The sequence below is a fragment of the Agrobacterium bohemicum genome (assembly GCF_002896715.1).
GTDB lineage: Bacteria > Pseudomonadota > Alphaproteobacteria > Rhizobiales > Rhizobiaceae > Agrobacterium > Agrobacterium bohemicum.
Genome location: NZ_PGEL01000022.1, coordinates 192,280 through 213,723, shown reverse-complemented (window position 1 = coordinate 213,723; position 21,444 = coordinate 192,280). Strand labels below are relative to the sequence as shown.

Sequence of the window (21,444 nt, the reverse complement as noted above, 5' to 3'; positions counted from 1 at the left end):
CGCCTTGCGCCACCCGAAAGTTTCAAGGCGCCAAAACGCCGACAGGGAGATGAGAAATGACTGACGTTTATATCTATGATCACGTCCGCACCCNGCGCGGNCGCGGCAAGAAGGATGGTTCGCTGCACGAAGTGCCGTCCGTTCGCTTGGCCGCCAAGACGCTGGAAGCGATCCGTGATCGCAATGGGCTTGATACCGCAACCGTCGACGACATCATCATGGGTTGCGTCGATCCTGTCATGGATGCCGGTGCCGTCATCGCCAAGGGTGCCGCCTTCGAGGCCGGTTATTCCACCAAGGCACCAGGCATGCAGATTTCTCGCTTCTGCGCCTCGGGTTTGGACGCCATCAATTTCGCAGCCGGAAAGATCGCAGCCGGTGCTGATGAGATCGTCATCGCTGGCGGTGTGGAAAGCATGTCGCGCGTTGGCATGGGCATGTCCGGCGGTGCATGGTACATGGACCCGTCCGTCAGCTTCCCGGCCTATTTCATGCCGCAGGGCGTATCTGCCGACCTCATTGCCACCAAATACGGCTTTACCCGTGATGACGTGGACGCCTTCGCTGTCGAAAGCCAGAAGCGCGCCGCCCACGCCTGGGAAAACGGCTACTTCAAGAATTCCGTCATTCCGGTAAAGGACCAAAACGGTATCACCATTCTTGACCGTGATGAACATATGCGCCCCGGCACGGATATGCAGGCGCTGGCCTCGCTCAACGCATCCTTCCAGATGCCGGGCGAAATGGGCGGCTTCGAAGCCGTCGGCATCATGGCGCATCCAGAGATTGAACGCATCAATTACGTCCACCATGCGGGCAACTCATCCGGCATCGTTGATGGTGCCGCTGCCGTACTTGTTGGCTCCAAGGCTGGCGGCGAGAGCATGGGCCTGAAACCTCGCGCCCGCATCCGCTTCTTCGCCAATATCGGCTCCGACCCGGCGCTAATGCTGACCGGCCCCGTGGACGTCACCGAAAAGCTTCTGGCCAAGACCGGTATGTCGATTGCCGATATCGACCTCTTCGAACTCAACGAAGCCTTCGCCGCCGTCGTGCTGCGCTACCTTCAGGCCTTCGACATCAGCCACGACAAGATGAACGTCAATGGCGGCGCGATTGCCATGGGCCACCCGTTGGGTGCCACCGGCGCGATGATCCTTGGCACGGTTCTGGACGAGCTGGAACGCCGCGATCTCAACACCGCGCTGGTCACGCTCTGCATTGGTGCAGGCATGGGTACGGCGACGGTTATCGAGCGGGTTTGATTGAGGCGACGAGCATGGCGGGCTATCAAANCGAGACGAAGCGCCACTTCCAGACGAGGCAACTCGACAAGGACATGGCCGAGGCTGCTGAAGCAGCCGGTCACGTTACGCCTGCCGAAAGCCACGCACGGATGAAAGCAGAGGGGCGAGGACTGATTATCGTTCTTGCTCTGCTTTTCGTTCTGCTTTGCTACCTGCTCGGCGTCTTCGGTTAGCACAAGAAATTCAGGGAAGAGGAATCCCAATATGAGCACTTACACCAATTTTACCATCNAAACAGACGCAGACGGCATTGCCCTCGTCACTTGGGATATGCCGGAAAAATCCATGAACGTCTTTACGGCGGAGGTCATGGAAGAGCTGAACGCTATTGTTGACGCGACGGTGGCGGATGCTGTGGTCAAGGGCGTTGTCTTCACGTCAGGCAAGAGCAGCTTTTCCGGCGGCGCGGATTTGTCGATGATCAAGTCCATGTTCTCTTTCTACAATGAAGAGAAAGCGAAGAACCCGGATGAAGCGTCCAAGAAGCTGTTCGATCTCGTCGGCAAGATGAACGGTCTTTTCCGCAAGATCGAGACCAACGGCAAGCCTTGGGTTTCCGCCATCAACGGCACCTGCATGGGCGGCGCGCTGGAACTGTCTCTGGCTTGCCATGGCCGTGTGGCTTCCAACGCAAAGAGTGTCAAGCTGGCGCTGCCGGAAATCAAGGTCGGCATCTTCCCCGGTGCCGGTGGCACGCAGCGCGTTTCGCGCCTCACAGATGCACAATCCGCGCTTCAGATGATGACGACCGGCCAGTCGCTGACGGCCAGTCGCGCCAAGTCCATGAACCTCGTCCATCAGGTGGTGGAGCCGGATCAGCTGATCTCCGCCGCCAAGCAGATGATCAAGGACGGCCTGAAACCCGTTGCCCCCTGGGATGAAAAGGGCTTCAAGGCCCCCGGCGGCGGCATCTGGACACCGGCTGCCGCCCAGCTTTGGCCCGCAGCCCCGGCAATCCTGCGTCGCGAAAGCGCTGGCAATTATCCGGCAGCCCTCGCCATTCTCAAATGCGTCTACGAAGGCCTGCAATTGCCTTTCGACACCGCCCTGAAGGTTGAGCAGCGCTATTTCACGGAAATCCTTCGCTCGAAAGAAGCGTTTGCGATGATCCGCTCGCTGTTCATTTCCATGCAGGAACTGGGCAAGGGTGCCCGCCGTCCGGCTGGTCAGCCGAAGAGTGATCTGAAACATGTCGGCATCGTCGGAGCGGGCTTCATGGGCGCGTCCATCGCTTACGTCACCGCCGTTGCTGGTCTCGATGTGACCCTCATCGATCGTGATGACGAAGCCGCCGCCAAGGGCAAGACCACCTGCGAAGGTCTGGTCAAGGACAGCGTCGGCAAGGGCCGCATGACGCAGGAAGAGGGTGCCGCCATCCTCGCCCGCATCACCCCAAGCTCCGATTATGCCTCGCTGAAAACCGCAAACCTCGTCATCGAAGCCGTGTTCGAAGACCGCGATGTGAAGAAGGCCGTGATCGAGGCTGTCGAAGCCGTGCTACCCGAAGGTGCCATCTTCGCCTCCAACACCTCCACTTTGCCCATCACCGGTCTTGCGCAGAATTCCAAGCGCCCATCCGATTTCATCGGCATCCACTTCTTCTCGCCAGTCGAAAAGATGATGCTGACGGAAGTCATTCTCGGCGAGGAAACGGGTGACAAGGCGCTGGCCGTGGCGCTTGATTATGTCGCGAAAATCAAGAAGACACCAATCGTCGTCAACGACACGCGCGGCTTCTTCGTCAATCGCTGCGTACTGCGCTACATGGCCGAAAGCTATGACATGCTGATCGAAGGCGTGCCTGCGCCCATGATTGAAAATGCCGCGAAATTCGCCGGCATGCCGGTGGGACCACTGGCGCTGAACGACGAAGTCGCCATCGACCTATCCTACAAGATCCTCAAGGCCACCGTCGCCGATCTCGGTGAGAAATCTGTCGATCCGCGGCATATGGAACTGGTCAAGAAGCTGGTGGAAGGCGAGGGCCGCTTTGGCCGCAAGAACGCCAAGGGCTTTTACGATTATCCGGCAAAGCCTGCGAAGAAGTCTCTCTGGCCCGGCCTCAAAGACCTCTACCCGCAGAAGAAGCCTGAAGATGTGGATATGGACGTACTGAAACAGCGCTTCCTCGTCACCATCGCTCTGGAGGCAGCCCGCACGGTCGAAGAAGGCATCGTCACCGATCCGCGCGAAGCCGATGTCGGCTCCATCCTCGGCTTCGGTTTTGCGCCCTACACCGGCGGTGCGCTGTCCTACATCGACGGCATGGGCGTGAAGACGTTCGTTGAACTGGCGGAAAAACTGAGCCAGAGCTACGGCCCGCACTTCGCACCGACACCATTGCTCAAAGATATGGCCGCCAAGGGTGAAACCTTCTACGGCAGGTTCGATCCTTATGGGGTTGCTGCAAAAGCTGCGTGAGATCAAAATCAATAAACCGACAACAGGCCCTCCGTGGCCTGTTTTTTNAATGCTTTATTTCCGCAATAATTGATAATTGTTGGACGATGTATAATTCGAGAAATTTTTACATGGATGAACGGCGTATGGCCTGTTAACTCTGGTCATCGCATTCTTCATTACTTGGGATTATTTGGGTGACAGAATAACGACTTTTCCTCTATACCAAATTTGGCAACGGGTGAGGCACCATTGCTACCCCGATAGTGCGCGCCTCGACCCTAGAGGACTTCCCAATGAAAAGAACCATTCTGGCTGCGGCCATCGTCCTGGCGCCGTTTTTTGCTCAGGCCGAAACACTCAAGTTTCCCAGTGATGCGCCTATCGCATCAGTAAAANTCCCTGATGACTGGGAGCCGAAGGAAACTGAATCCGGCATTGACGCCACATCGCCTGATGCCGCGATCTACTTTNCCATCGATGTTGCCAGCGACAAGACGATGGACAAAGTCATCGACGACGCCATCAAGTTTCTTACGGACAATGGCGTCGAGATTGATGCGAATTCGCAATCCGACTCTGGGGATGTCGAAATCAACGGCATGAAGTTCGGTAGCATCGAGTTCGACGGCAAGGATGCAGACGGTCCTGTGGAGGTCTCTCTCGGCTTTGCCTCCCCGAAGGATGGCAAAATGCTGGTCGTGACCTATTGGGGCACGAAAGCCACGCAGGATGCGCACCATAAGGAACTCGTCGGCATTCTGCAGTCGTTGAAGCCAGCAAAGTAGTCACTTTGGTTGCCATACGTCGGGCTTAGTTAAAGCCTTAATTCGCAGCTGTGTCCTGTTGAGCAAAACCCTGCATCCTTTTCCGTCTTTCTGCGTTTGCAATTTATCATCNGGCCGCAACTTTTGCGACCGGACGCGCAAATAAGAGGAAAATTGTATGAGGGCGCCAATACGTTCCCACGGTTTCGACAAGCCGTCAGACCTTGAAGACGAACTTTCTCAACTGGATGATGACGTGAAAGCAATAGCAAACAAACCCGCCGCCCGTGCCAAGCCGCCGGAAAAATCCAAGATAGATGCCTCTCTACGCAAAGAGGTGGACGAGTTGCGGCGGGAAGTGGATTCCATTCGTAAGCAAGTGGAAAAGCTAAAGGCCGCGCGTTCCAGCGCCTCGCAGCTTGGTTCATCCCATCAGCGTCATAGCGCCGATTTCGCTAACTGGCTTCCTGTGGTCCGCTCTGTCGCGATAACCTCACTGGCGGGTCGCATTTTTGCATCCTCGCCCATCATGGCGCTGCTTGTTGCAGCAGTCCCTTTCGCGCTGGGTTTGTCTGCAGGGTCAAAGTAAGAAAGTCATCCGTCGGCGTACATGAAATACGACCCGGCACTTGTGCCGGGGCTTCTCGCCCGATCTAGAAACAAAACGGCGCATCTTTNGACCATCCAAAGGTACCGCCAAAAANCTGTCAAAAAAGTTGCGGCGGGCGCTTGCCATGGCCGAACAAGATGTTATAACCCCGCTCACTTCCGGGGCAGAATGCTTCTCCGGCGCTTACCAAAAGCGAAGGTTCTACATGGACCTGCAGTGCCCGAATAGCTCAGTTGGTAGAGCAGCGGATTGAAAATCCGCGTGTCGGTGGTTCAAATCCGCCTTCGGGCACCATTTTTATTTCTAGGGTCACGATGTTTACACGAGGCGCTTCATTGAGTCGCGTACCTTGGCTCACGCCTGAGTAACGGGCTGATTGCGACCGTGTTGTTGGATCGCCTTGAGATGCGCCGTTGTTTCTGTGTTTGAAACAAANGATGTGTGCGGGTCGGCGATTTGTGTCGCAGAAAATCTGCTGTTGAATGTCTGGGCGCTTACTGCTCCCTAGCTGTCATTCTTCGTATAGTTCACCAGCAGAGGTAATGATCTGCCATTTGCCTTCGACGTTACTCATGGACAGAAGGCGGCTTTCGTCGGGCAGCACGGAGCCGATCTGGACAAGGAACATTCCTGATTTGTCTTCGATGAGCGCGCGGCCGTTTGAGACGTGGAGAAGTTTAAAGCGCGTGCCACCGGGGAACGGTTGGGATTTGCCGTCGGTATTTGCGTTCTGAGCTTCGCCCGTCGTCTGTACCGTTGCAGTCGTCAGCGCGTCGATATCCGGTTTTGCCACGTCTGTGCGCCCATCTGAGGTCACCCCNTCATCGACGTGGGNAACGACAGCCATCACGCCACCACCGTCCTTTNGCGGCATGTTTTTCAACGCTTCCCAACCGGTGCCGCTGATACCGAATTTTTCAGGGTTGAAGAAAACATACCACGGCAGGGCGGCTGCGGTCGCAGCAACAACGATCAAGCTGCCCGTCAGCATCCGGTCGAAATCCCGGATGGACCTCTTTTTNCCGGCGTCGCGTTCTGATTTTNGCTTCATGAATTTCATCGTCATGGCCCCCGTCGCTGGACCGGCGCTGGCTGATTGTTACCCGGTGCGTTTCTCAATGCGTTCGCCAGTTCGGCGTAGGCGTCTATGACCGTGCGGTCGCCGGGAGATTGCTTGAGCACGTCGTAGACGAACGGCACCTGTTTGACGGCCATGTCGAGTTCGGCGTCGACCCCGGGACGATAACCACCGATCAGGCGCAGGTCCTTGGTTTCTTCATAGTTGTGAATCAATGACTTCAACCGAGACACTAGCTTTNGCTGATCCGCTGTCCACGCCTTGTGAGACAACCGAGAAATCGACGCCAGTGGATTGATAGGCGGATATCTGCCCTCATCGGCAAGGGAGCGGTCCAGAACGATATGGCCGTCGAGAATGCCGCGGGTCGAGTCGGCAATTGGGTCGTTATGGTTGTCACCATCGACCAGAATGGAGATGATCGCAGTGACCGTTCCGGTTCCCTCTGCGCCAGGCCCTGCGCGCTCAAGCAATTTAGGCAGTTCGGTGAAAACCGAAGCCGGATAGCCACGCGCAATCGGGGGCTCGCCAGCAGCAATCGCGACCTCGCGAATGGCGTGGGCAAATCGCGTGATACTGTCGGCAATGAAAAGAACGTTTTCGCCCTTGTCGCGAAAATGTTCGGCAATCGTCATGGCGACGAGCGGAGCCATCTTTCGCAGCATCGGGCTTTCATCGCTTGTGGCGACAATTGCAATGGATTTTTNCATGTTGTCACCGAGTGTATCCTCGATGAATTCGCGCACTTCGCGACCACGTTCGCCGACCAGAGCAATGACGACCTTGTCGAAGGCGTCGGCTCGGGCGAGCATGGACAGCAACGTCGATTTACCCACGCCGGATCCTGCAAAAATGCCCAGACGCTGGCCGAAGCAAAGCGGTGTGAAAATGTCGATGGCTTTCACGCCAGTGCGGAAACCCGTGACCACACGGCTGCGCGTCATGGACGGCGGCGGCAGCGTGTTGACGGAGCGATTTTTCGGTCCCTTCAGCAAAGGGCCCTTATTGTCGATGGGCTTGCACAGGGAGTTGATCGTGCGACCGCACCAGCTGTCATCCGGCTGCACACGAAATTCACCTTCGCGCAGGACTATGTCATTGACGCCGATTGGATCACCCGGTTCGATGGGGCAGACGTAGATCAAATCCGGCTCGACGCGAACCACTTCTCCCAAATGCAGTCCTGTCGTGCTCTTATGCACCACGAATTCGCAAAGACGGACATGCTCGGAGAGGCCGCTGACGGTGTAGTGGCCTGCTGCGATGGTTCTTACCCGTCCGCCCCGCGAAACTGGCGTGCCGGACGCAGCCTGCGCTTCCATCATGCGGGCCAGCGCATCCAGCTTGGAAAAGACATTCGTTGCCGGTTGAACCGGCGGCTGGGGAGGGGTCTCGATCAGGGTTTCCATCTACATCAAACGCCGCTTACTGCCCGCCGCCAAGGGTGCGGATGGCCTGGGAAAATGAATCCTCGGTGGATTTCATCAGCGAAGAAATACCTTCGAACGCGCGGTTTACCTGGACAAGCTGCGTCATCTGGCTGATTGCGTTGACGTTTGACTGCTCGACGTAACCCTGCATGACCCCGACTGCGGACGTATCAACAACGGGCTGCGGTGCTTCCGAGAAAATCACGCCGCTATTTTCGTAGCGGACGAATCCTTTTTTGGCGTCTGCGGTATAAAGGCCTAGCTGCGCAATTGTTGCACCGTTTTGAAGAATACGCCCATCGGAACCAACCGTCGGCTCGCCCGCTGCGGGATTGAGCTGGATAGGCGCGCCGCCAGCATCCAGAACCGGATAACCCTGCGTGGAGACAAGCTCTCCCGTTACAGCCATGGAGAAGCGGCCGTCACGCGTCATAACCTGACCGGCAGGCGTGTCGATCGCAAACCAGCCGTCACCCTTGACGGCAAAGTCGAAGGAGTTGCCGGTCCGGATCATTTCACCGTTGCGGGTGGAAAGATAATCGCTGCCCTGTGTAACAAAGGCGATGTCGGCCTTGAGATCGTTCCGCGTCTGGCTCATGACCTGGTCGAACTTCACTTCCGTACCGCGAAAGCCGACCGTATTCATGTTGGCAATATTGTCTGCGATAGTGGTGAGGCGACGTTCCAAGGCGATCTGGGAGGAAATGCCGACGTAAATACCAGATTGCATGTTGGTCTCCTGTCCGAATTCTAGAGCGAGGGCGCGCTCTGACACTGCAGAACCCTCATGTTTNCACTGAAACTAAGGATGCTTGCTTGTGCGAAGCTTTTGAGCCCGGACATATATAAGAGACTGAACATCGCCGTGAGGGCTGGATGCGACTTGCCACCCTTGCGGGATAAAGTCGGCAACACCTGCCTTCAAGCCAGCCTCGCACAAGGCATGTCGCCTATCCCTCAAGTGCGAAATTGGCATCAGACGCGAGCTTCAGATGAACATTATTATCGGATTAGTGATTACTTTCGGCTGTATTATCGGCGGTTACATGGCCATGGGCGGTCATCTGGACGTTCTGTTTCAGCCATTCGAGCTCGTCATCATTGGCGGTGCCGGTATCGGCGGCTTTATCATGGCCAACCCGATGAAAGTTGTGAAAGACAGCGGCAAGGCGCTTGGTGAAGCATTCAAGTACGCTGTGCCGAAAGAGCGCCACTATCTGGATGTTCTGGGCGTTCTCTATTCGCTCATGCGCGATCTGCGCACCAAATCGCGCAACGAANTCGAAGCTCACATCGACAACCCGGAAGAATCTTCCATCTTTCAAACCGCGCCATCGGTTCTGAAAAACAAGGAATTGACGTCTTTCATCTGCGATTATGTGCGTCTCATCATCATCGGCAATGCTCGTAGCCATGAGATCGAAGCGTTGATGGACGAGGAAATCGACACCATCCTGCATGACAAGATGAAACCTTACTACGCGATGACTGCGATGGGCGACTCTTTCCCTGCCATCGGCATCGTGGCCGCGGTTCTCGGCGTTATCAAAGCCATGGGCAAGATCAACGAATCGCCTGAGATTCTCGGTGGCCTTATCGGCGCGGCCCTCGTCGGCACCATGCTCGGCATCATCTTGTCCTACTCTATCTGTAACCCGCTATCAGCGCAGATAAAGATCGTCCGCACCAAGCAGCACCGCCTTTACATCATCGTGAAACAGACCTTGCTGGCCTACATGAACGGCTCGGTGCCGCAGGTCGCTCTCGAATATGGACGCAAGACCATTTCCAACTATGAGCGTCCGTCCATCGACGCTGTAGAGCAGGAAATGATGAACCCGGGTGGCGACCAGAAGGCGGCTTGATGATGGCGAATGCTGCACAATCGAACGTTACCCCCATGGACCCTGCGCTGCTCGCGAAGCTGACAGGCGGCCTGGGTGATGGCAAGAAACTCGCCAAGATCGGTGCCGAAATCGGCCAGATCTACAGCAACTTCCTGCCCGACATCTTCCACAGCGAAACTGGCATCGCCATCGGTGTAGACTATCTCGGTTGTGAATCGGGGCTGATGACCGACCTCGTTCAGAAGTTGGGCAAGGACTTTGCCGTTGCCGATTGCTCGCTGCGCAACTGGGCACCCAATTTTCTGCTGGCAACCGGCACGGCGTTTATCATGGCATTGATGGAGCGTATGCTGGGCGCCGCACCCGACACGATCATGGAACCGGAAGTTCGGGCTTTGTCTCATATAGAGCTCGATCTGGCATCGCTGGTCATGGGGCGTATCGGAGAAGTGCTTCGCTCATCGGTCAATGCGCCCGGCGGTTTTGAACCGACCATCGATCCGCCGTTCAACGGCAATGGCAAAACCATTTTTGAAGAGGCGATTTCCGCCCAATTCGGCTTGCTGATACGCCTCAAGGTCGAAATCGGCAAAGTCGCTTCCGAATTTGCGATGGTCATTCCGCAGCGCACGTTGCTGAAAACTGCCATCGTTGCGCCCAAGCCGTCTGCCCAGGCGCTGAAGAAGCAAGAAGAGTGGATGGAGATGATCTCCGAACAGGTGAAGCGCTCTCAGGTGACACTGGAAGCCAAGATCCGGTTACAGAGCCTGACGCTGAGAACGATCTCCCGGCTTGTGGCGGGGGATGTCATTCCCTTCCGCGATATACGCCAGGATGATATCTGCGTCGAGGTCAGCGCCAATGGTGCAAATATGTACAACTGCGAGTTTGGTCGCGCAGGCGACAAATACACGGTTCGCGTGAAGAATAACGTCAGCACGGACGACGAAATTCTTAGACATTTGATGGGTTGAATGCCGGGCATGCCCCGTTGCGGGCATGGGCAGCTTGACGCAAGTTTCAAAGGGAATAATTAGCGCATGGCTACGAGAAAGACACCAAAAACCGAAGATGATTTGCTGCCTTCGCTTGATGATACAGGCGATCTGGACCAGGCAATAGGTGATCTGCGCGGTGTACTGAAAAGTGATTCGGAAGGATCGCTGTCAGACTTTGGCGATTTTGGCGACTTCGGGTCGACAGCGGTTGAACCCGCGAGTGACGACCTTGCGGCGTTCGGTGGTGGAATGGACAGCTTTGGCGTATCGGATTTCGGCTCGACGGCCGCTCCGCTTGCCGCAACGCCCTCACCTTTGGGCAGTGGTCTTTCGGATAACCTTGACCTGATCATGGAAATCCCGATCGATGTTCAGATCGTTCTCGGAACCAGCCGGATGCTGGTATCGGGATTGATGGGACTGGAAGAGGGTGCGACGATCGCTCTTGAGCGTAAGATCGGCGAGCCTGTGGAAATCATGGTGAATGGCCGCTGCATTGCACGCGGTGAAATCACTGTATTGGAAGACGACGATACACGCTTCGGCGTGAAGCTGATTGAAGTAATGAGTACTCGGAAAGCCTAATCCCTGTGGGGACGGAGAGGAAAGACCATGATGGACTTTGAGGATTTCGGTAACCCTTTAGCAGGGAAACCGTTGTCTCAGGCTGATAAGGCCGCCGCCGTACTGCTGGCGATGGGGAAAGGCGTGGCTGGAAAACTGCTTAAGTTTTTCACCCAGGCCGAGCTGCAAACCATCATCAATTCGGCTCAGACGCTTCGCGTTATTCCGCCAGACGAGCTTGCGCTGATCGTGGCGGAATTCGAAGATCTGTTCACCGAAGGCACCGGCCTCATGGACAACGCCAAGGCTATCGAAAGCATTCTCGAGGAAGGTCTGACGCCTGAGGAAGTCGACGGTCTTCTTGGCCGCCGTACGGCATTCCAGGCTTATGAAGCCTCCATATGGGATCAGCTACAGGACGCGGACCCGCAGTTTATCGGCAAGTTCCTGGTGCGTGAACATCCTCAGACCATCGCCTACATCCTCTCCATGTTGCCGTCCTCCTTCGGTGCGAAGGTCCTTCTGACCATTCCAGACGAGCAGCGCGCCGACATCATGAACCGAACGGTCAACATGAAGGAAGTCAGCCCTGCCGCAGCCCAGATCATCGAAAAGCGTGTTATCGCACTGATTGCCGAACTTGAGACTGAACGCAATGCTGCTGGCTCGGCGAAGGTTGCCGACCTGATGAACGAACTCGAAAAGCCGCAGGTCGATACTCTGCTCAGCTCTCTCGAAACGCTCAGCAAAGAGTCCGCAAACAAGGTCAAGCCGAAGATCTTCCTGTTCGAAGATCTTCTGCACATGCCACAGCGCAGCCGCGTTTCGCTGCTCAACGACGTTTCTGCAGACATTCTTACCATGGCGCTTCGCGGTGCTACCAACGAGATCAAGGAATGTGTGCTTTCCAGCATCAGTCCACGTCAACGCCGCATGATCGAGTCCGATCTCGCCGTGCCGATGGCATCTCTCAACACACGCGAAGTGGCGATTGCCCGCCGCGCAGTGGCCCAGGAAGCTATCCGCTTGGCCAACTCCGGCCAGATAGTGCTGAAAGAGGCCGTCGTCGAAGGTCAGTCTGCCGCAGCGTGACGCTGCCGATGCTCGATAAAGCCTGTGTGTGGTCGGCATGACTGGCTTGCGGGTCACCGCCAGCGCCTATACCCTGACAAGAACGGCCTGCCGATTCCGGCGGGCCTTTTTTGTTCAGGGGACGTGTCTTGTCAGACGGCGAAGACAAAGACAGTAAAACAGAAGAACCAACAGAGAAAAAACTACGCGACGCGGAGGAGAAGGGAAATGTTCCTTCGTCCCATGAAGCGTCGCTGTTTACGTCTATGCTGGCGTTCTATCTGTATCTCGTTTTTTNCGTCCCCGATGGCATCAAANGATTGGGCGAAACGCTTAAAGACATCGTTGAGCGCCCTGAACAGTGGAGGCTGAACACCGCGGCGGATATGGTGTCGCTCGGGCTTCATCTTTCCAAGGAAATCGGTGCGTTTCTTTTGCCCGCCGCAATCCTGTTCATCGTTTTCGGCCTGGGGCAGTCCTTTGCGCAGAACCTGCCGCAATTCGTGCTTGATAGAATAATGCCGAAAGCGTCCAGAATATCGCCGGTGGGCGGCTTTACCCGGATCTATAGCGTCGATGGCCTGGTCAACTTCGGAAAGTCACTTTNCAAGGTCGTCATCGTCGCCATCATCATGGTCGTGGTCCTGAAGAATGACTATTACCGCCTTCTGAATTCTCTGATTACCGATCCGCACAGCATCATGACGACCGGCTATGAGATATTGAAGAAANTGGTGACCGTCGTCCTTTTCTCAACGGGCATTCTGGCCGTTGCAGACTACTTCTGGGCCAACCACCGCTGGCACACCCAGCAGAAAATGACCAAGCAGGAAGTGAAGGACGAATACAAACAATCGCAGGGCGACCCTGTGGTGAAAGCACGCCAGCGCTCCATCGCCCGCGACCGTGCGCGTCGCAGAATGATGGATGGTGTTCCAAGAGCGACCCTGGTCATCACCAACCCGACCCACTATGCGATCGCGCTGCGCTACGTCAAAGAGGAAAGCGACGCGCCGATCATCGTTGCCAAGGGACAGGATTTGATCGCTCTGAGAATCAGAGAAATTGCCAAGGAAAACGGAATACCGATTTTTGAAGATCCGCCGCTTGCCCGCTCCATGTTTGCGCAAGTCTCGGTGGATAGTGTCATCCCGTCAGTATTTTATAAGGCCGTCGCGGAACTGATTCATAAGGTTTACGCGGCGCGCCAAANCAAAAGACGGGTAAACTGATCAATATGAAAAANTGCTCATATTCGGCTGAACGAGAAGAAATCTTGGCTCGCGCAATCAGCCCTGTGGCTGCCGAGCTTCGTTTAATCGATGCGGGAGATCTGATCTCTCTATTGAAATTCGAATACTATAGCAGCCTGTCGGATCTGGTGGATTCGGCTGCGGAGCTCTATTTCCATCCGGGAACGGTCTATTTCGGTATCGGCGGCGACTACAAGCTGGATTGGGACACCTATCCATCCATCACGCTGGATCTGGAAATCAAGCCAAAAGGCGTCACCATCTATGCGCAGCTGTTGCTGGCCAAGGATCATGCCTGCGTCAACATCAACTACATCAATTTTCAGAATCCATCGAGCGATCCGAACGAGAATACGGCATTTCTGGCTGACAGTCTGCGCCATGCAGCGTTTTACCGGAATACCGATGTGACCGCGATGAACGTGGCCCACTAGACAGCGACGCGTCCGCGCACTGTCCTTCCAAANCCCATGATATCGAAAGCTTTGCCACCGAAGATCGCTACCGATCCTCGGTGGTCGGGTTCTGGTATCATTTCTGCAAANTATAGCTTGCGAGGCGGTCTGCTGCGTCCTTTATCTGCGCGGGGTCGCGCAGGAAACAGGCGCGTAGGAACAGTTCTCCGCCAGCACCGAAAGCTTTGCCAGGTGCAAGGCCAACGCCAACCTTGTCAACGATGTCGAACGCTGCCGCACGGCTGTCCGTCACGCCATCGATCTTGAGGAAGGCGTAAAGCGCGCCGTCTGGCTTCAATGTCTCGACGCGATTGGTCGCGATCAGGGCGTCGCAAAGAATGTCCCGGGATTTGGCAGCGCGGGCGAAATTCTGCTTGATGAAGTCATCGCCGTGGTCAAGAGCTGCGATGGCTCCGCGTTGCATGAACTGCGCTACGCCCGACGTGGAATACTGGATGAGGTTTTCGATGACCTGACCGATTTCGGGCGGGGCCACCAGCCAGCCGACTCTCCAGCCGGTCATCGACCAGTTCTTGGAGAAGGAGTTGGCAAAAATGATGCGGTCGCCTTCCTCCATTATATCGAGAAACGACGGCGCACGGGTGTCTGCGTAGTGATAGAGCGCGTAAATCTCGTCGGCGATGATCCAGAGATCGTGCTTGCGTGCCAGAGCCAGAATCTCACGCAGATTATCATGCGTTGCCGTCCAGCCCGTGGGATTGGATGGCGTATTGATGAACAATGCCTTGGTCTTTGGTGTGATGGCCTGTGCCAGCTTGCCGACGTCGATATCCCACTTGCCGTTGGTGAAATCGATACCGACGGGNACAGCCTTGGCACCCGCCACGCCGATCGCAGCGACGATATTTGGCCAAGTCGGCGTGAGGTATACAAGCTCATCACCCGGTGAGGTGAGGGCCTGCACGGCAAGGACGATGGCCTGCATGCCGGAGCCGGTGACATAAAAATGGTCTGACGAAAGATCGGCTGCGAAATGCCGCTGGTAATAGCGGCTCATCGCTTCGCGAAGTTCAGGAATGCCACGCTGCCATGTGTAGAAGGTTTCCCCTCCGGTCAACGCGTCTGCCGCAGCCCGTGCGATAAAGGCTGGCGTGGGGAGATCACCCTCACCAACCCATAGGGGCAAGAGGTTTTCGCGGGCATGAGCGTATTTCTTGACCTCGACGATACCGCTTTCGGGTGTCGCCAGAGAGCGGGCACTTAGACTTTTCAGAACCGACATGAAAAANGGCACTCCAGTGAGAGTGCCTTCTTAGCGCATGAAAAGCCTGCCGTGCATGATATTCCGTGAAGAAATCACGGATTTTTCTGATGGATCAGATGCGATTGGTATCAGCGGTTTTCAGCAGATCACGAATTTCCATGAGGAGACGCACGTCTTCCGGTGGTGGCGCTGGCTCTTTCTTTTCCTCGATCTTCTGACGTTCGACGGACGAGCGCAGCTTGTTCACGCCCTTGACCATCAAAANGATGATCCAGGCGAGAATGACGAAATTAATGACGACGGTCAGGAAGTTACCATAGGCGAAAACTGCGCCCTGTTCGCGTGCCGCAGCAAGCGAGTTTTCCGTTACCTGGGAAGACAGCGGCAGGAAGTAATTGGCGAAATCGAAGCCACCGAATAGTGCGCCGACAATCGGCATGATCAGATCGTTGACCACGGAATCGACGATCTTGCTGAAGGCCGCACCAATGATGACACCGACCGCTAGGTCCATGACATTGCCGCGGGCGATAAAAGTTTTGAACTCGTTGAGCATTCCAGACGTCCCTCTTTGAAGCCCTCTCTCAGCCTGTGCATTTTGCAAAGCAGGCACACAATACCATTCAATTTCCGAATGTGCAGATATACGAAGCAAAAAGCGTATTGGTTCCGCGATCTTAAACTTTATGCCAAGTTCCGGGCCAATTCTCATTTCCCCGGAACTATCCTATGCTTGTGGACGAGGATGGTGGGAGAGAAAAGCCAAGTGCTTCCTGGGTGGATCATATTCGGATCGGCATTCGCCTATATTCTGCTGCTGTTTGCGGTGGCGAGTTATGGCGACCGCAAAAGTCGGCAGAAGCCCGTCCCGAACAAGGGCAGGCCGATCGTCTACGCGCTGAGCCTTGCGATCTACTGCACCTCATGGACCTATTTTGGCGGTGTGGGCCTTGCATCCGAGCGCGGTCTGGAATTTTTAGGGATTTATACCGGCCCCATTCTGGCCTTCACGCTTGGTATGCCTATTCTGCGGCGGATCGTGGAACTGGCCAAAGCCGAAAAGCTGACATCGGTCGCTGACTTTATCGCTGCCCGCTACGGCAAGAACCCGACAGTTGCTACGCTCGTCTCGATCATCGCCCTTGTCGGCGCTATCCCNTACATCGCGCTCCAACTGAAAGCCGTCTCCAATTCCGTGGCCGCCATGGTCGATCCGAGCGATTACGGGATTGGCAGCGGCAATCTTTATTTCCTTGACCTGCCATTGCTGGTGACGATCGTCATGGCTGGTTTNGCGGTTATTTTCGGCACCCGCCACACCGATGCGACCGAACATCAGGATGGCTTGATTCTGGCCATCTCGATGGAATCTGTGGTCAAGCTGGTGGCGATCTGCACGGCGGGCGTCTACGTCGTATTTTTCCTGTTCGATGGACCGTCGCAGTTGTGGCGGCTGGCCTCCGAGAACGAACAGGTCATGCAGGCGATGTCGTACCAGACGCCGATCAGCCGCTGGATCGTGCTGACGTTGCTGTCGGCCTTCGCGATCATCCTGCTTCCCCGCCAGTTCCATGTGACCGTGGTGGAGAACCGCACGCCGAACGAGTTGCGGATGGCGGGGCTGTTGTTTCCGCTTTATCTTATCGCCATCAATATCTTCGTTCTGCCGATTGCCATTGCCGGTCTGCTGACGATTGGTGGCAGTGGCGATGCCGACCTCTATGTCCTGCAGTTGCCGCTGCTCAACCAGATGTCGGTGGTTTCTCTCATCACATTTATCGGCGGGTTTTCGGCGGCCACCGCCATGGTCATCGTTGCGTCCGTCGCGCTGTCGATCATGGTGTCGAACGACATCGTGATGCCGATTTTTCTCCGGCAGAAATTGCTGAACCGCTCGGCGCACCGCGATGATTTCGCCAAGACGCTGCTTAACATCCGTCGCACGGCAATCTTCGCTGTCCTGTTGCTGGGATATGCCTATTACCGGGCTGCTGACAGCGCATCAGGGCTTTCATCCATTGGCCTTCTGGCCTTCGCGGCCATCGCGCAAATGGCGCCATCCCTGTTGGGCGGGCTCATCTGGCGTCGTGCTAATGCGCGGGGCGCCATAGCGGGCTTGAGTTCAGGTTTCATTATCTGGGGATATCTGTTGTTTTTGCCGAGCCTCGGCGGGCCGGACAATTCGCACATCGCCGCGACGATCTTGAGTTTTCTGCTGCCCGGCACGACGCTTTTCAGTGGGCCGGAGGCCGATCCGCTCGTCAATGCCGTCACACTCAGCCTTTTGGTCAACTGCATGGCCTTCGTGCTAGGCTCGCTGTCGCGCAATCCACGTCCGGTCGAACGCATACAGTCCGGTATTTTCGTCAAGCGCCATTCAAAATCGCAATTCGCCACGCGCGGCTGGAAAACGCGGGTTAGTGTCGGCGATATGAAAACGGCGGTTGCCCGCTATCTTGGTGAAGAGCGGATGCTGCGCTCGCTTTCAGCCTATGAGAAAACCGCTGGACGAAAGCTAGAGGATGACCAGCCAGCAGACATGGCGCTTATTCATTTCTCGGAGCAATTGCTTGGAAGCGCCATCGGTTCTTCTTCGGCGCGACTGGTCCTTTCACTGATTTNGCAGAAGGCGGAGGATACCAGCGCCGACACCGTCTGGCTGCTGGATCAGGCAAGTGAAGCACTGCAATATAATCAGGACATGCTGCAGACCGCTCTGGCCCAGATGGATCAGGGCATCGCGGTTTTCGACAGTTCACAGCAACTCACCATCTGGAACCGCCGCTTTCGCACCCTGCTTGATCTGCCGGAACAGTTCGGCAGGGTCGGCCTGCCGCTCAGTGAGATTGTCGCCATGCTGGAGGAGCGCGGTGATATCGTCGCCGGTCAGCAAAAGCAGACGATCGATCTTTTCCTGACGATGGATAGACCGTTTTCGCTTGTGCTGGCACAGGGCGCGCGGATCATCGAGGTGCGCTCCAATGCCATGCCGGACAAGGGCATCGTCGCCACCTTTACCGATATTACCCAGCGCGTTGCCAGCGATCAGGCGCTGAAGCAGGCCAATGAAACACTGGAACAGCGTGTAGAAGAGCGCACCGGGGAGTTGACCNNGGTCAACCACGAATTGGCGGAAGCGCGCGCGGCGGCCGATGAAGCCAATATCGGCAAGACACGTTTTTTCGCTGCCGCAGGTCACGACATTCTCCAGCCGTTGAATGCCGCACGACTTTATTCCTCCGCCCTCGTGGAGCGCATGGGCACGTCGGAGAACGGATCGCTGGTCGAGAACATCGATTCGGCATTGGAGTCAGTCGAATCGATCTTGGGAGCGGTTCTTGATATTTCCCGTCTCGATACCGGCTCGATGAAGCCGCGCTTGGCGTCCGTGCCGCTCAATGACCTGTTCAAGCGGATAGAGACGGACTTTGCACCGATGGCGCGGGAGAAAAATCTTGAGCTGATCGTTATGCCCACATCGCTCATCGTGAAATCCGACATCAATCTGCTTCGACGTCTCGTTCAGAACCTCGTTTCCAATGCGATCAAATACACGATATCCGGCAAGGTCGTTGTTGGCGTCAGGCGTCGCGGCAGGGAAGCGGTCATTCAGGTGACAGATTCCGGCATCGGCATCCCGTCCTCGAAGTTTCGGACGATCTTCAAGGAGTTCGCGCGGTTAGACGAGGGGGCAAAGACAGCGGCGGGGCTGGGATTGGGCCTGTCCATCGTAGACAGGCTCTCACGCATTTTGCACCACCCCGTTCACCTGTCGTCGGTTCAAGGCAGAGGCACGACCTTTCGCGTTCATCTGCCCCGCGAGGTCGCACATAGCCGCGCTGCCAGGGCGGCTGAGCGCAGCGTGCCGCAACCCATCGCCAATCAAATGCCGGGCTTTCGCATTCTGTGTATCGACAACGAGCCGAAGATACTGGAAGGCATGTCACTTTNAATGTCCGGCTGGGGCTGCGAGGTCAGTCAGGCGGCATCGCTTGCCGCGCTCGAGCGGATGCTGGAAGCTCCAATCGCCGCACCGGACATGATCGTTGTGGATTATCATCTGGACGATGGCGACGNCATCGACGCCGTGTTGCAGCTCAGGCGTTTCTATCAGGGGGATATTCCGGCGCTTCTCATCACCGCAGATCGAACGCCGGAGGTACGGGCGCAGGCGGAAAGGGAAGGTATTGCCGTGCAGCACAAGCCAGTCCGTCCGGCGGCCCTGAGAGCCTATATCAATCAGATATTCAGCGTGACACGCGCCGCTGCGGAATAGTGGCGGGAACGTTTCGCCGATGAACCTGACTGACACCCAAAGAAAAAGGCCGCCCGATTGGATCGAGCGGCCTTTTTGCATTTGGTCGAAATCAGATCGATCTTATGCAGCGCGGTTGTAGCGTTCCTGCTGCTGACCGGGCTGGCCGATGCGGAAGCGTTCTACCAAGCCGAGCAAAGCTTCGACTTCCTCTGACAGCATCTGGGTTGCGGCGCTGGATTCTTCGGCCATGGCGGCGTTCTGCTGGGTCATCTGATCCATCTGGTTGACGGAGCCGTTGACTTCCTGAAGGGCTGAGGACTGGTCCTGTGTTGCAGTCGCGATGGTTTCGACATGCTTGCTGACAACAACGATCTGCGTGCTGATGTCGGAAAGAACCTGCCCGGCTTCCTGAACCAGAAGCGCGCCTGTGCCGACTTCGTTGGTCGACTGATTGATCAGCGTCTTGATTTCGCGTGCGGCATCTGCCGAGCGCTGAGCAAGCTCACGTACTTCCTGAGCAACGACCGCAAAACCCTTGCCTGCTTCACCGGCGCGTGCAGCTTCGATGCCGGCATTCAAGGCCAGAAGATTGGTCTGGAAAGCGATGTCGTCGATGGTTTCGATGATTTGCTCGATCTTCTTGGAAGCATCTTCGATGCGGCCCATGGCGTCGATGGCATTTTTGACGACCGTGCCGGAGCTGTCGGCGCATTTCTGCGTAATGCGAACAGCCTGATTGGCTTCGCGAGCGCGGTCTGCGGAAGACTTGACGGTAACGGTGATTTCTTCGACGGCGGCGGCTGTCTGCTCGAGCGAAGCAGCCTGAGATTCTGTGCGGCGCGACAGGTCGTTGGAGGATTCGCGCATTTCCATGCCGTTGTGCTGAATGACCAGCGTTCTCTCGCGAATTTGCGCAAGAACGTCTTTCAGGTTGGACAGTGAGTTGTTGAAGTCCGTGCGCAGCTGTTCGAGGCGTCCGGAGAACGGCGTATCGATCGTCTGCGTCAGGTCACCTTGAGAAAGGCGGGCCAGGCCACCAGCGAGCTGGCTGACCGCATAGTCGATCTGGCGATCGGTTTCGCGCTTTNCAGCATCGTTGCGACCACGTTCTGATTCCGCTTCTGCACGCTCCTCGGCACTGCGGCTCTCGATGAGCAGCTTTTCATGGGCATTTTCACGAAACACCTCCAGCGCACGGGCGATATTGCCGAATTCGTTCTTGCGCTGCGTGTAAGGGATTTCGGTCTCCAGCTTGCCTTCGGACAAGGACTTGACAGCCGTCGTCAACAAACCAAGGGGACGCAAAGTGCGGTTGATGAGATAGTAACCGAGAAGGCCGAACACCAGCATGACGCCAAGGCCGCACCACAGGACGATGTTGCGCAGGCCGTCGATATGCGACTGATAGACAGTCATCGGTACGCCGACGAAGAGAATGCCGACAGCAGCACCCGACTTGGACAGAACCGGAACGTAACCCGTCATGTAATCCGTGCCGAACAGCTTTGCTTCGCCAAAATAGGATTCACCCTTAGCCATTTTGGAATAGGCAGGATGTTCGAGCGCCAGTTTTGTGCCGACGGCACGTTCGCCCTTTTCGTTCTTCACGTTGGTGGAGATGCGGACATAGTCAGTACCCTGTGTCTGAAACACAGTGGCGACGCCACCATTTGCCAGACCGGTACGGTCAACTAGATCAAAATCCCGCAATGTGCCAATGCTTGGTCTGTTAACGGACGTGAGTTCTCCGTTTTCCATAGCAACGGTCGCACCGCCAATCTTCATTTCATAGAGAATAGCCATGCTTCTGACGNCGCGCCGTGTATCCATAATGGCGCTCTGCATGACATCATCTTTCAAGCGGAGATATGTGGTAGTGCCGACAGCAAAAATGCCCAGAAAAATGAGCGCGATAGTCAGAAACACCATCTGGACCACTATCGATCTCGAAAAGAAACTCACCATTATATGTCCCCGAGAAATATTGAGTTTCATACTAATGGCGGAAANGCGTTAAAATTCCGGGAATATTGAGAGGGATAACTGCCCGATTAGATTGAGCTTTTNGGTCGCTTTGACAGACGTCAAGTATAGGAAATCATTATCGTATTACAAAANTATCTGGGTCATAACGATAAAATCTGTTTNACAGCCTGTCGTATTTTGCGGCGACCGCGGAAA

General features: G+C 55.9%; 14 protein-coding genes, 1 tRNA gene and 2 pseudogenes. 12 read left to right on the top strand and 5 right to left on the bottom strand.

Features of this window, described 5'->3' with window-relative positions; translation table 11 throughout:
• Window positions 1-56: 56 nt before the first annotated feature.
• From CUC55_RS08640 to CUC55_RS08615, 4 genes are all read left to right on the top strand, one after another.
• A complete protein-coding gene (locus CUC55_RS08640; protein ID WP_103087569.1) occupies window positions 57-1,265 on the top strand; it encodes an acetyl-CoA C-acetyltransferase in 1,209 nt (402 codons plus the stop codon).
• 246 nt (window positions 1,266-1,511) lie between these two features.
• Window positions 1,512-3,728 carry an FAD-dependent oxidoreductase gene (locus tag CUC55_RS08630; RefSeq protein WP_103087567.1) on the top strand — a complete coding sequence of 739 codons (2,217 nt, stop codon included), beginning with the start codon at window positions 1,512-1,514 and terminating at the stop codon, window positions 3,726-3,728.
• 924 nt (window positions 3,729-4,652) lie between these two features.
• Complete coding sequence (locus CUC55_RS08620) at window positions 4,653-5,063, top strand: coiled-coil domain-containing protein (protein WP_067648824.1); 411 nt, start codon at window positions 4,653-4,655, stop codon at window positions 5,061-5,063.
• 239 nt (window positions 5,064-5,302) lie between these two features.
• Window positions 5,303-5,378, top strand: a tRNA-Phe gene (locus CUC55_RS08615).
• A gap of 768 nt (window positions 5,379-6,146) precedes the next feature.
• On the opposite strand, the gene fliI is transcribed toward CUC55_RS08615, so the two are convergent.
• Both fliI and flgF read right to left on the bottom strand, forming a co-directional pair.
• Entirely contained in the window at window positions 6,147-7,487 is a 1,341-nt protein-coding gene (fliI, locus tag CUC55_RS08605; protein ID WP_245417729.1) for a flagellar protein export ATPase FliI, read from the bottom strand.
• Window positions 7,488-7,587: 100 nt separating this feature from the next.
• The gene (gene flgF / locus CUC55_RS08600) at window positions 7,588-8,322 is read right to left on the bottom strand and encodes a flagellar basal-body rod protein FlgF (protein ID WP_067648818.1); all 735 of its coding nucleotides are present in this window, start codon (window positions 8,320-8,322) and stop codon (window positions 7,588-7,590) included.
• Window positions 8,323-8,584: 262 nt separating this feature from the next.
• Here flgF and motA point away from each other — a divergent pair, with 262 nt between their 5' ends.
• From motA to CUC55_RS08570, 6 genes are all read left to right on the top strand, one after another.
• A complete protein-coding gene (gene motA / locus CUC55_RS08595; RefSeq protein WP_103087563.1) occupies window positions 8,585-9,457 on the top strand; it encodes a flagellar motor stator protein MotA in 873 nt (290 codons plus the stop codon).
• Window positions 9,457-10,413 carry a FliM/FliN family flagellar motor switch protein gene (locus CUC55_RS08590; RefSeq protein ID WP_067648812.1) on the top strand — a complete coding sequence of 319 codons (957 nt, stop codon included), beginning with the start codon at window positions 9,457-9,459 and terminating at the stop codon, window positions 10,411-10,413. Before motA ends, CUC55_RS08590 begins: the two co-directional genes overlap by 1 nt.
• Before the next feature lie 66 nt (window positions 10,414-10,479).
• Window positions 10,480-11,022: a flagellar motor switch protein FliN gene (gene fliN / locus CUC55_RS08585; RefSeq protein ID WP_067648809.1), complete on the top strand. Its 543-nt coding sequence runs from the start codon at window positions 10,480-10,482 to the stop codon at window positions 11,020-11,022.
• A 27-nt stretch (window positions 11,023-11,049) separates the two neighbouring features.
• Entirely contained in the window at window positions 11,050-12,093 is a 1,044-nt protein-coding gene (gene fliG, locus CUC55_RS08580; protein WP_067648806.1) for a flagellar motor switch protein FliG, read from the top strand.
• 128 nt (window positions 12,094-12,221) lie between these two features.
• A complete protein-coding gene (gene flhB / locus CUC55_RS08575; protein ID WP_103087562.1) occupies window positions 12,222-13,304 on the top strand; it encodes a flagellar biosynthesis protein FlhB in 1,083 nt (360 codons plus the stop codon).
• A 5-nt stretch (window positions 13,305-13,309) separates the two neighbouring features.
• Window positions 13,310-13,759 carry a hypothetical protein gene (locus CUC55_RS08570; protein WP_103087561.1) on the top strand — a complete coding sequence of 150 codons (450 nt, stop codon included), beginning with the start codon at window positions 13,310-13,312 and terminating at the stop codon, window positions 13,757-13,759.
• Between the two features lie 97 nt (window positions 13,760-13,856).
• Here CUC55_RS08570 and CUC55_RS08565 read toward each other — a convergent pair whose 3' ends face one another.
• Both CUC55_RS08565 and mscL read right to left on the bottom strand, forming a co-directional pair.
• Window positions 13,857-15,023 (bottom strand): pyridoxal phosphate-dependent aminotransferase, encoded by a 1,167-nt coding sequence (locus tag CUC55_RS08565; protein ID WP_103087560.1) that lies wholly within the window; start codon window positions 15,021-15,023, stop codon window positions 13,857-13,859.
• Between the two features lie 94 nt (window positions 15,024-15,117).
• Entirely contained in the window at window positions 15,118-15,561 is a 444-nt protein-coding gene (gene mscL, locus CUC55_RS08560) for a large conductance mechanosensitive channel protein MscL (RefSeq protein WP_103087559.1), read from the bottom strand.
• 210 nt (window positions 15,562-15,771) lie between these two features.
• On the opposite strand from mscL, the pseudogene CUC55_RS08555 reads away from it, so the two are divergent.
• Together CUC55_RS08555 and CUC55_RS23615 are read left to right on the top strand one after the other, a co-directional pair.
• A pseudogene (locus CUC55_RS08555) lies at window positions 15,772-18,817 on the top strand (PAS-domain containing protein); the annotation flags it as partial.
• An 80-nt stretch (window positions 18,818-18,897) separates the two neighbouring features.
• Window positions 18,898-19,281, top strand: a pseudogene (locus CUC55_RS23615) (response regulator); the annotation flags it as partial.
• Between the two features lie 102 nt (window positions 19,282-19,383).
• Here CUC55_RS23615 and CUC55_RS08550 read toward each other — a convergent pair.
• Window positions 19,384-21,228 (bottom strand): methyl-accepting chemotaxis protein, encoded by a 1,845-nt coding sequence (locus CUC55_RS08550; protein WP_103087557.1) that lies wholly within the window; start codon window positions 21,226-21,228, stop codon window positions 19,384-19,386.
• Window positions 21,229-21,444: the final 216 nt, after the last annotated feature.

Bases quoted from the DNA above. Each gene is read 5' to 3' on its own strand.
- CUC55_RS08620 (WP_067648824.1), top strand. From the start codon at position 4,653: ATGAGGGCGCCAATACGTTCCCACGGTTTCGACAAGCCGTCAGACCTT.
- flgF (WP_067648818.1), bottom strand. From the start codon at position 8,322: ATGCAATCTGGTATTTACGTCGGCATTTCCTCCCAGATCGCCTTGGAA.
- CUC55_RS08590 (WP_067648812.1), top strand. From the start codon at position 9,457: ATGATGGCGAATGCTGCACAATCGAACGTTACCCCCATGGACCCTGCG.
- fliN (WP_067648809.1), top strand. From the start codon at position 10,480: ATGGCTACGAGAAAGACACCAAAAACCGAAGATGATTTGCTGCCTTCG.
- fliG (WP_067648806.1), top strand. From the start codon at position 11,050: ATGATGGACTTTGAGGATTTCGGTAACCCTTTAGCAGGGAAACCGTTG.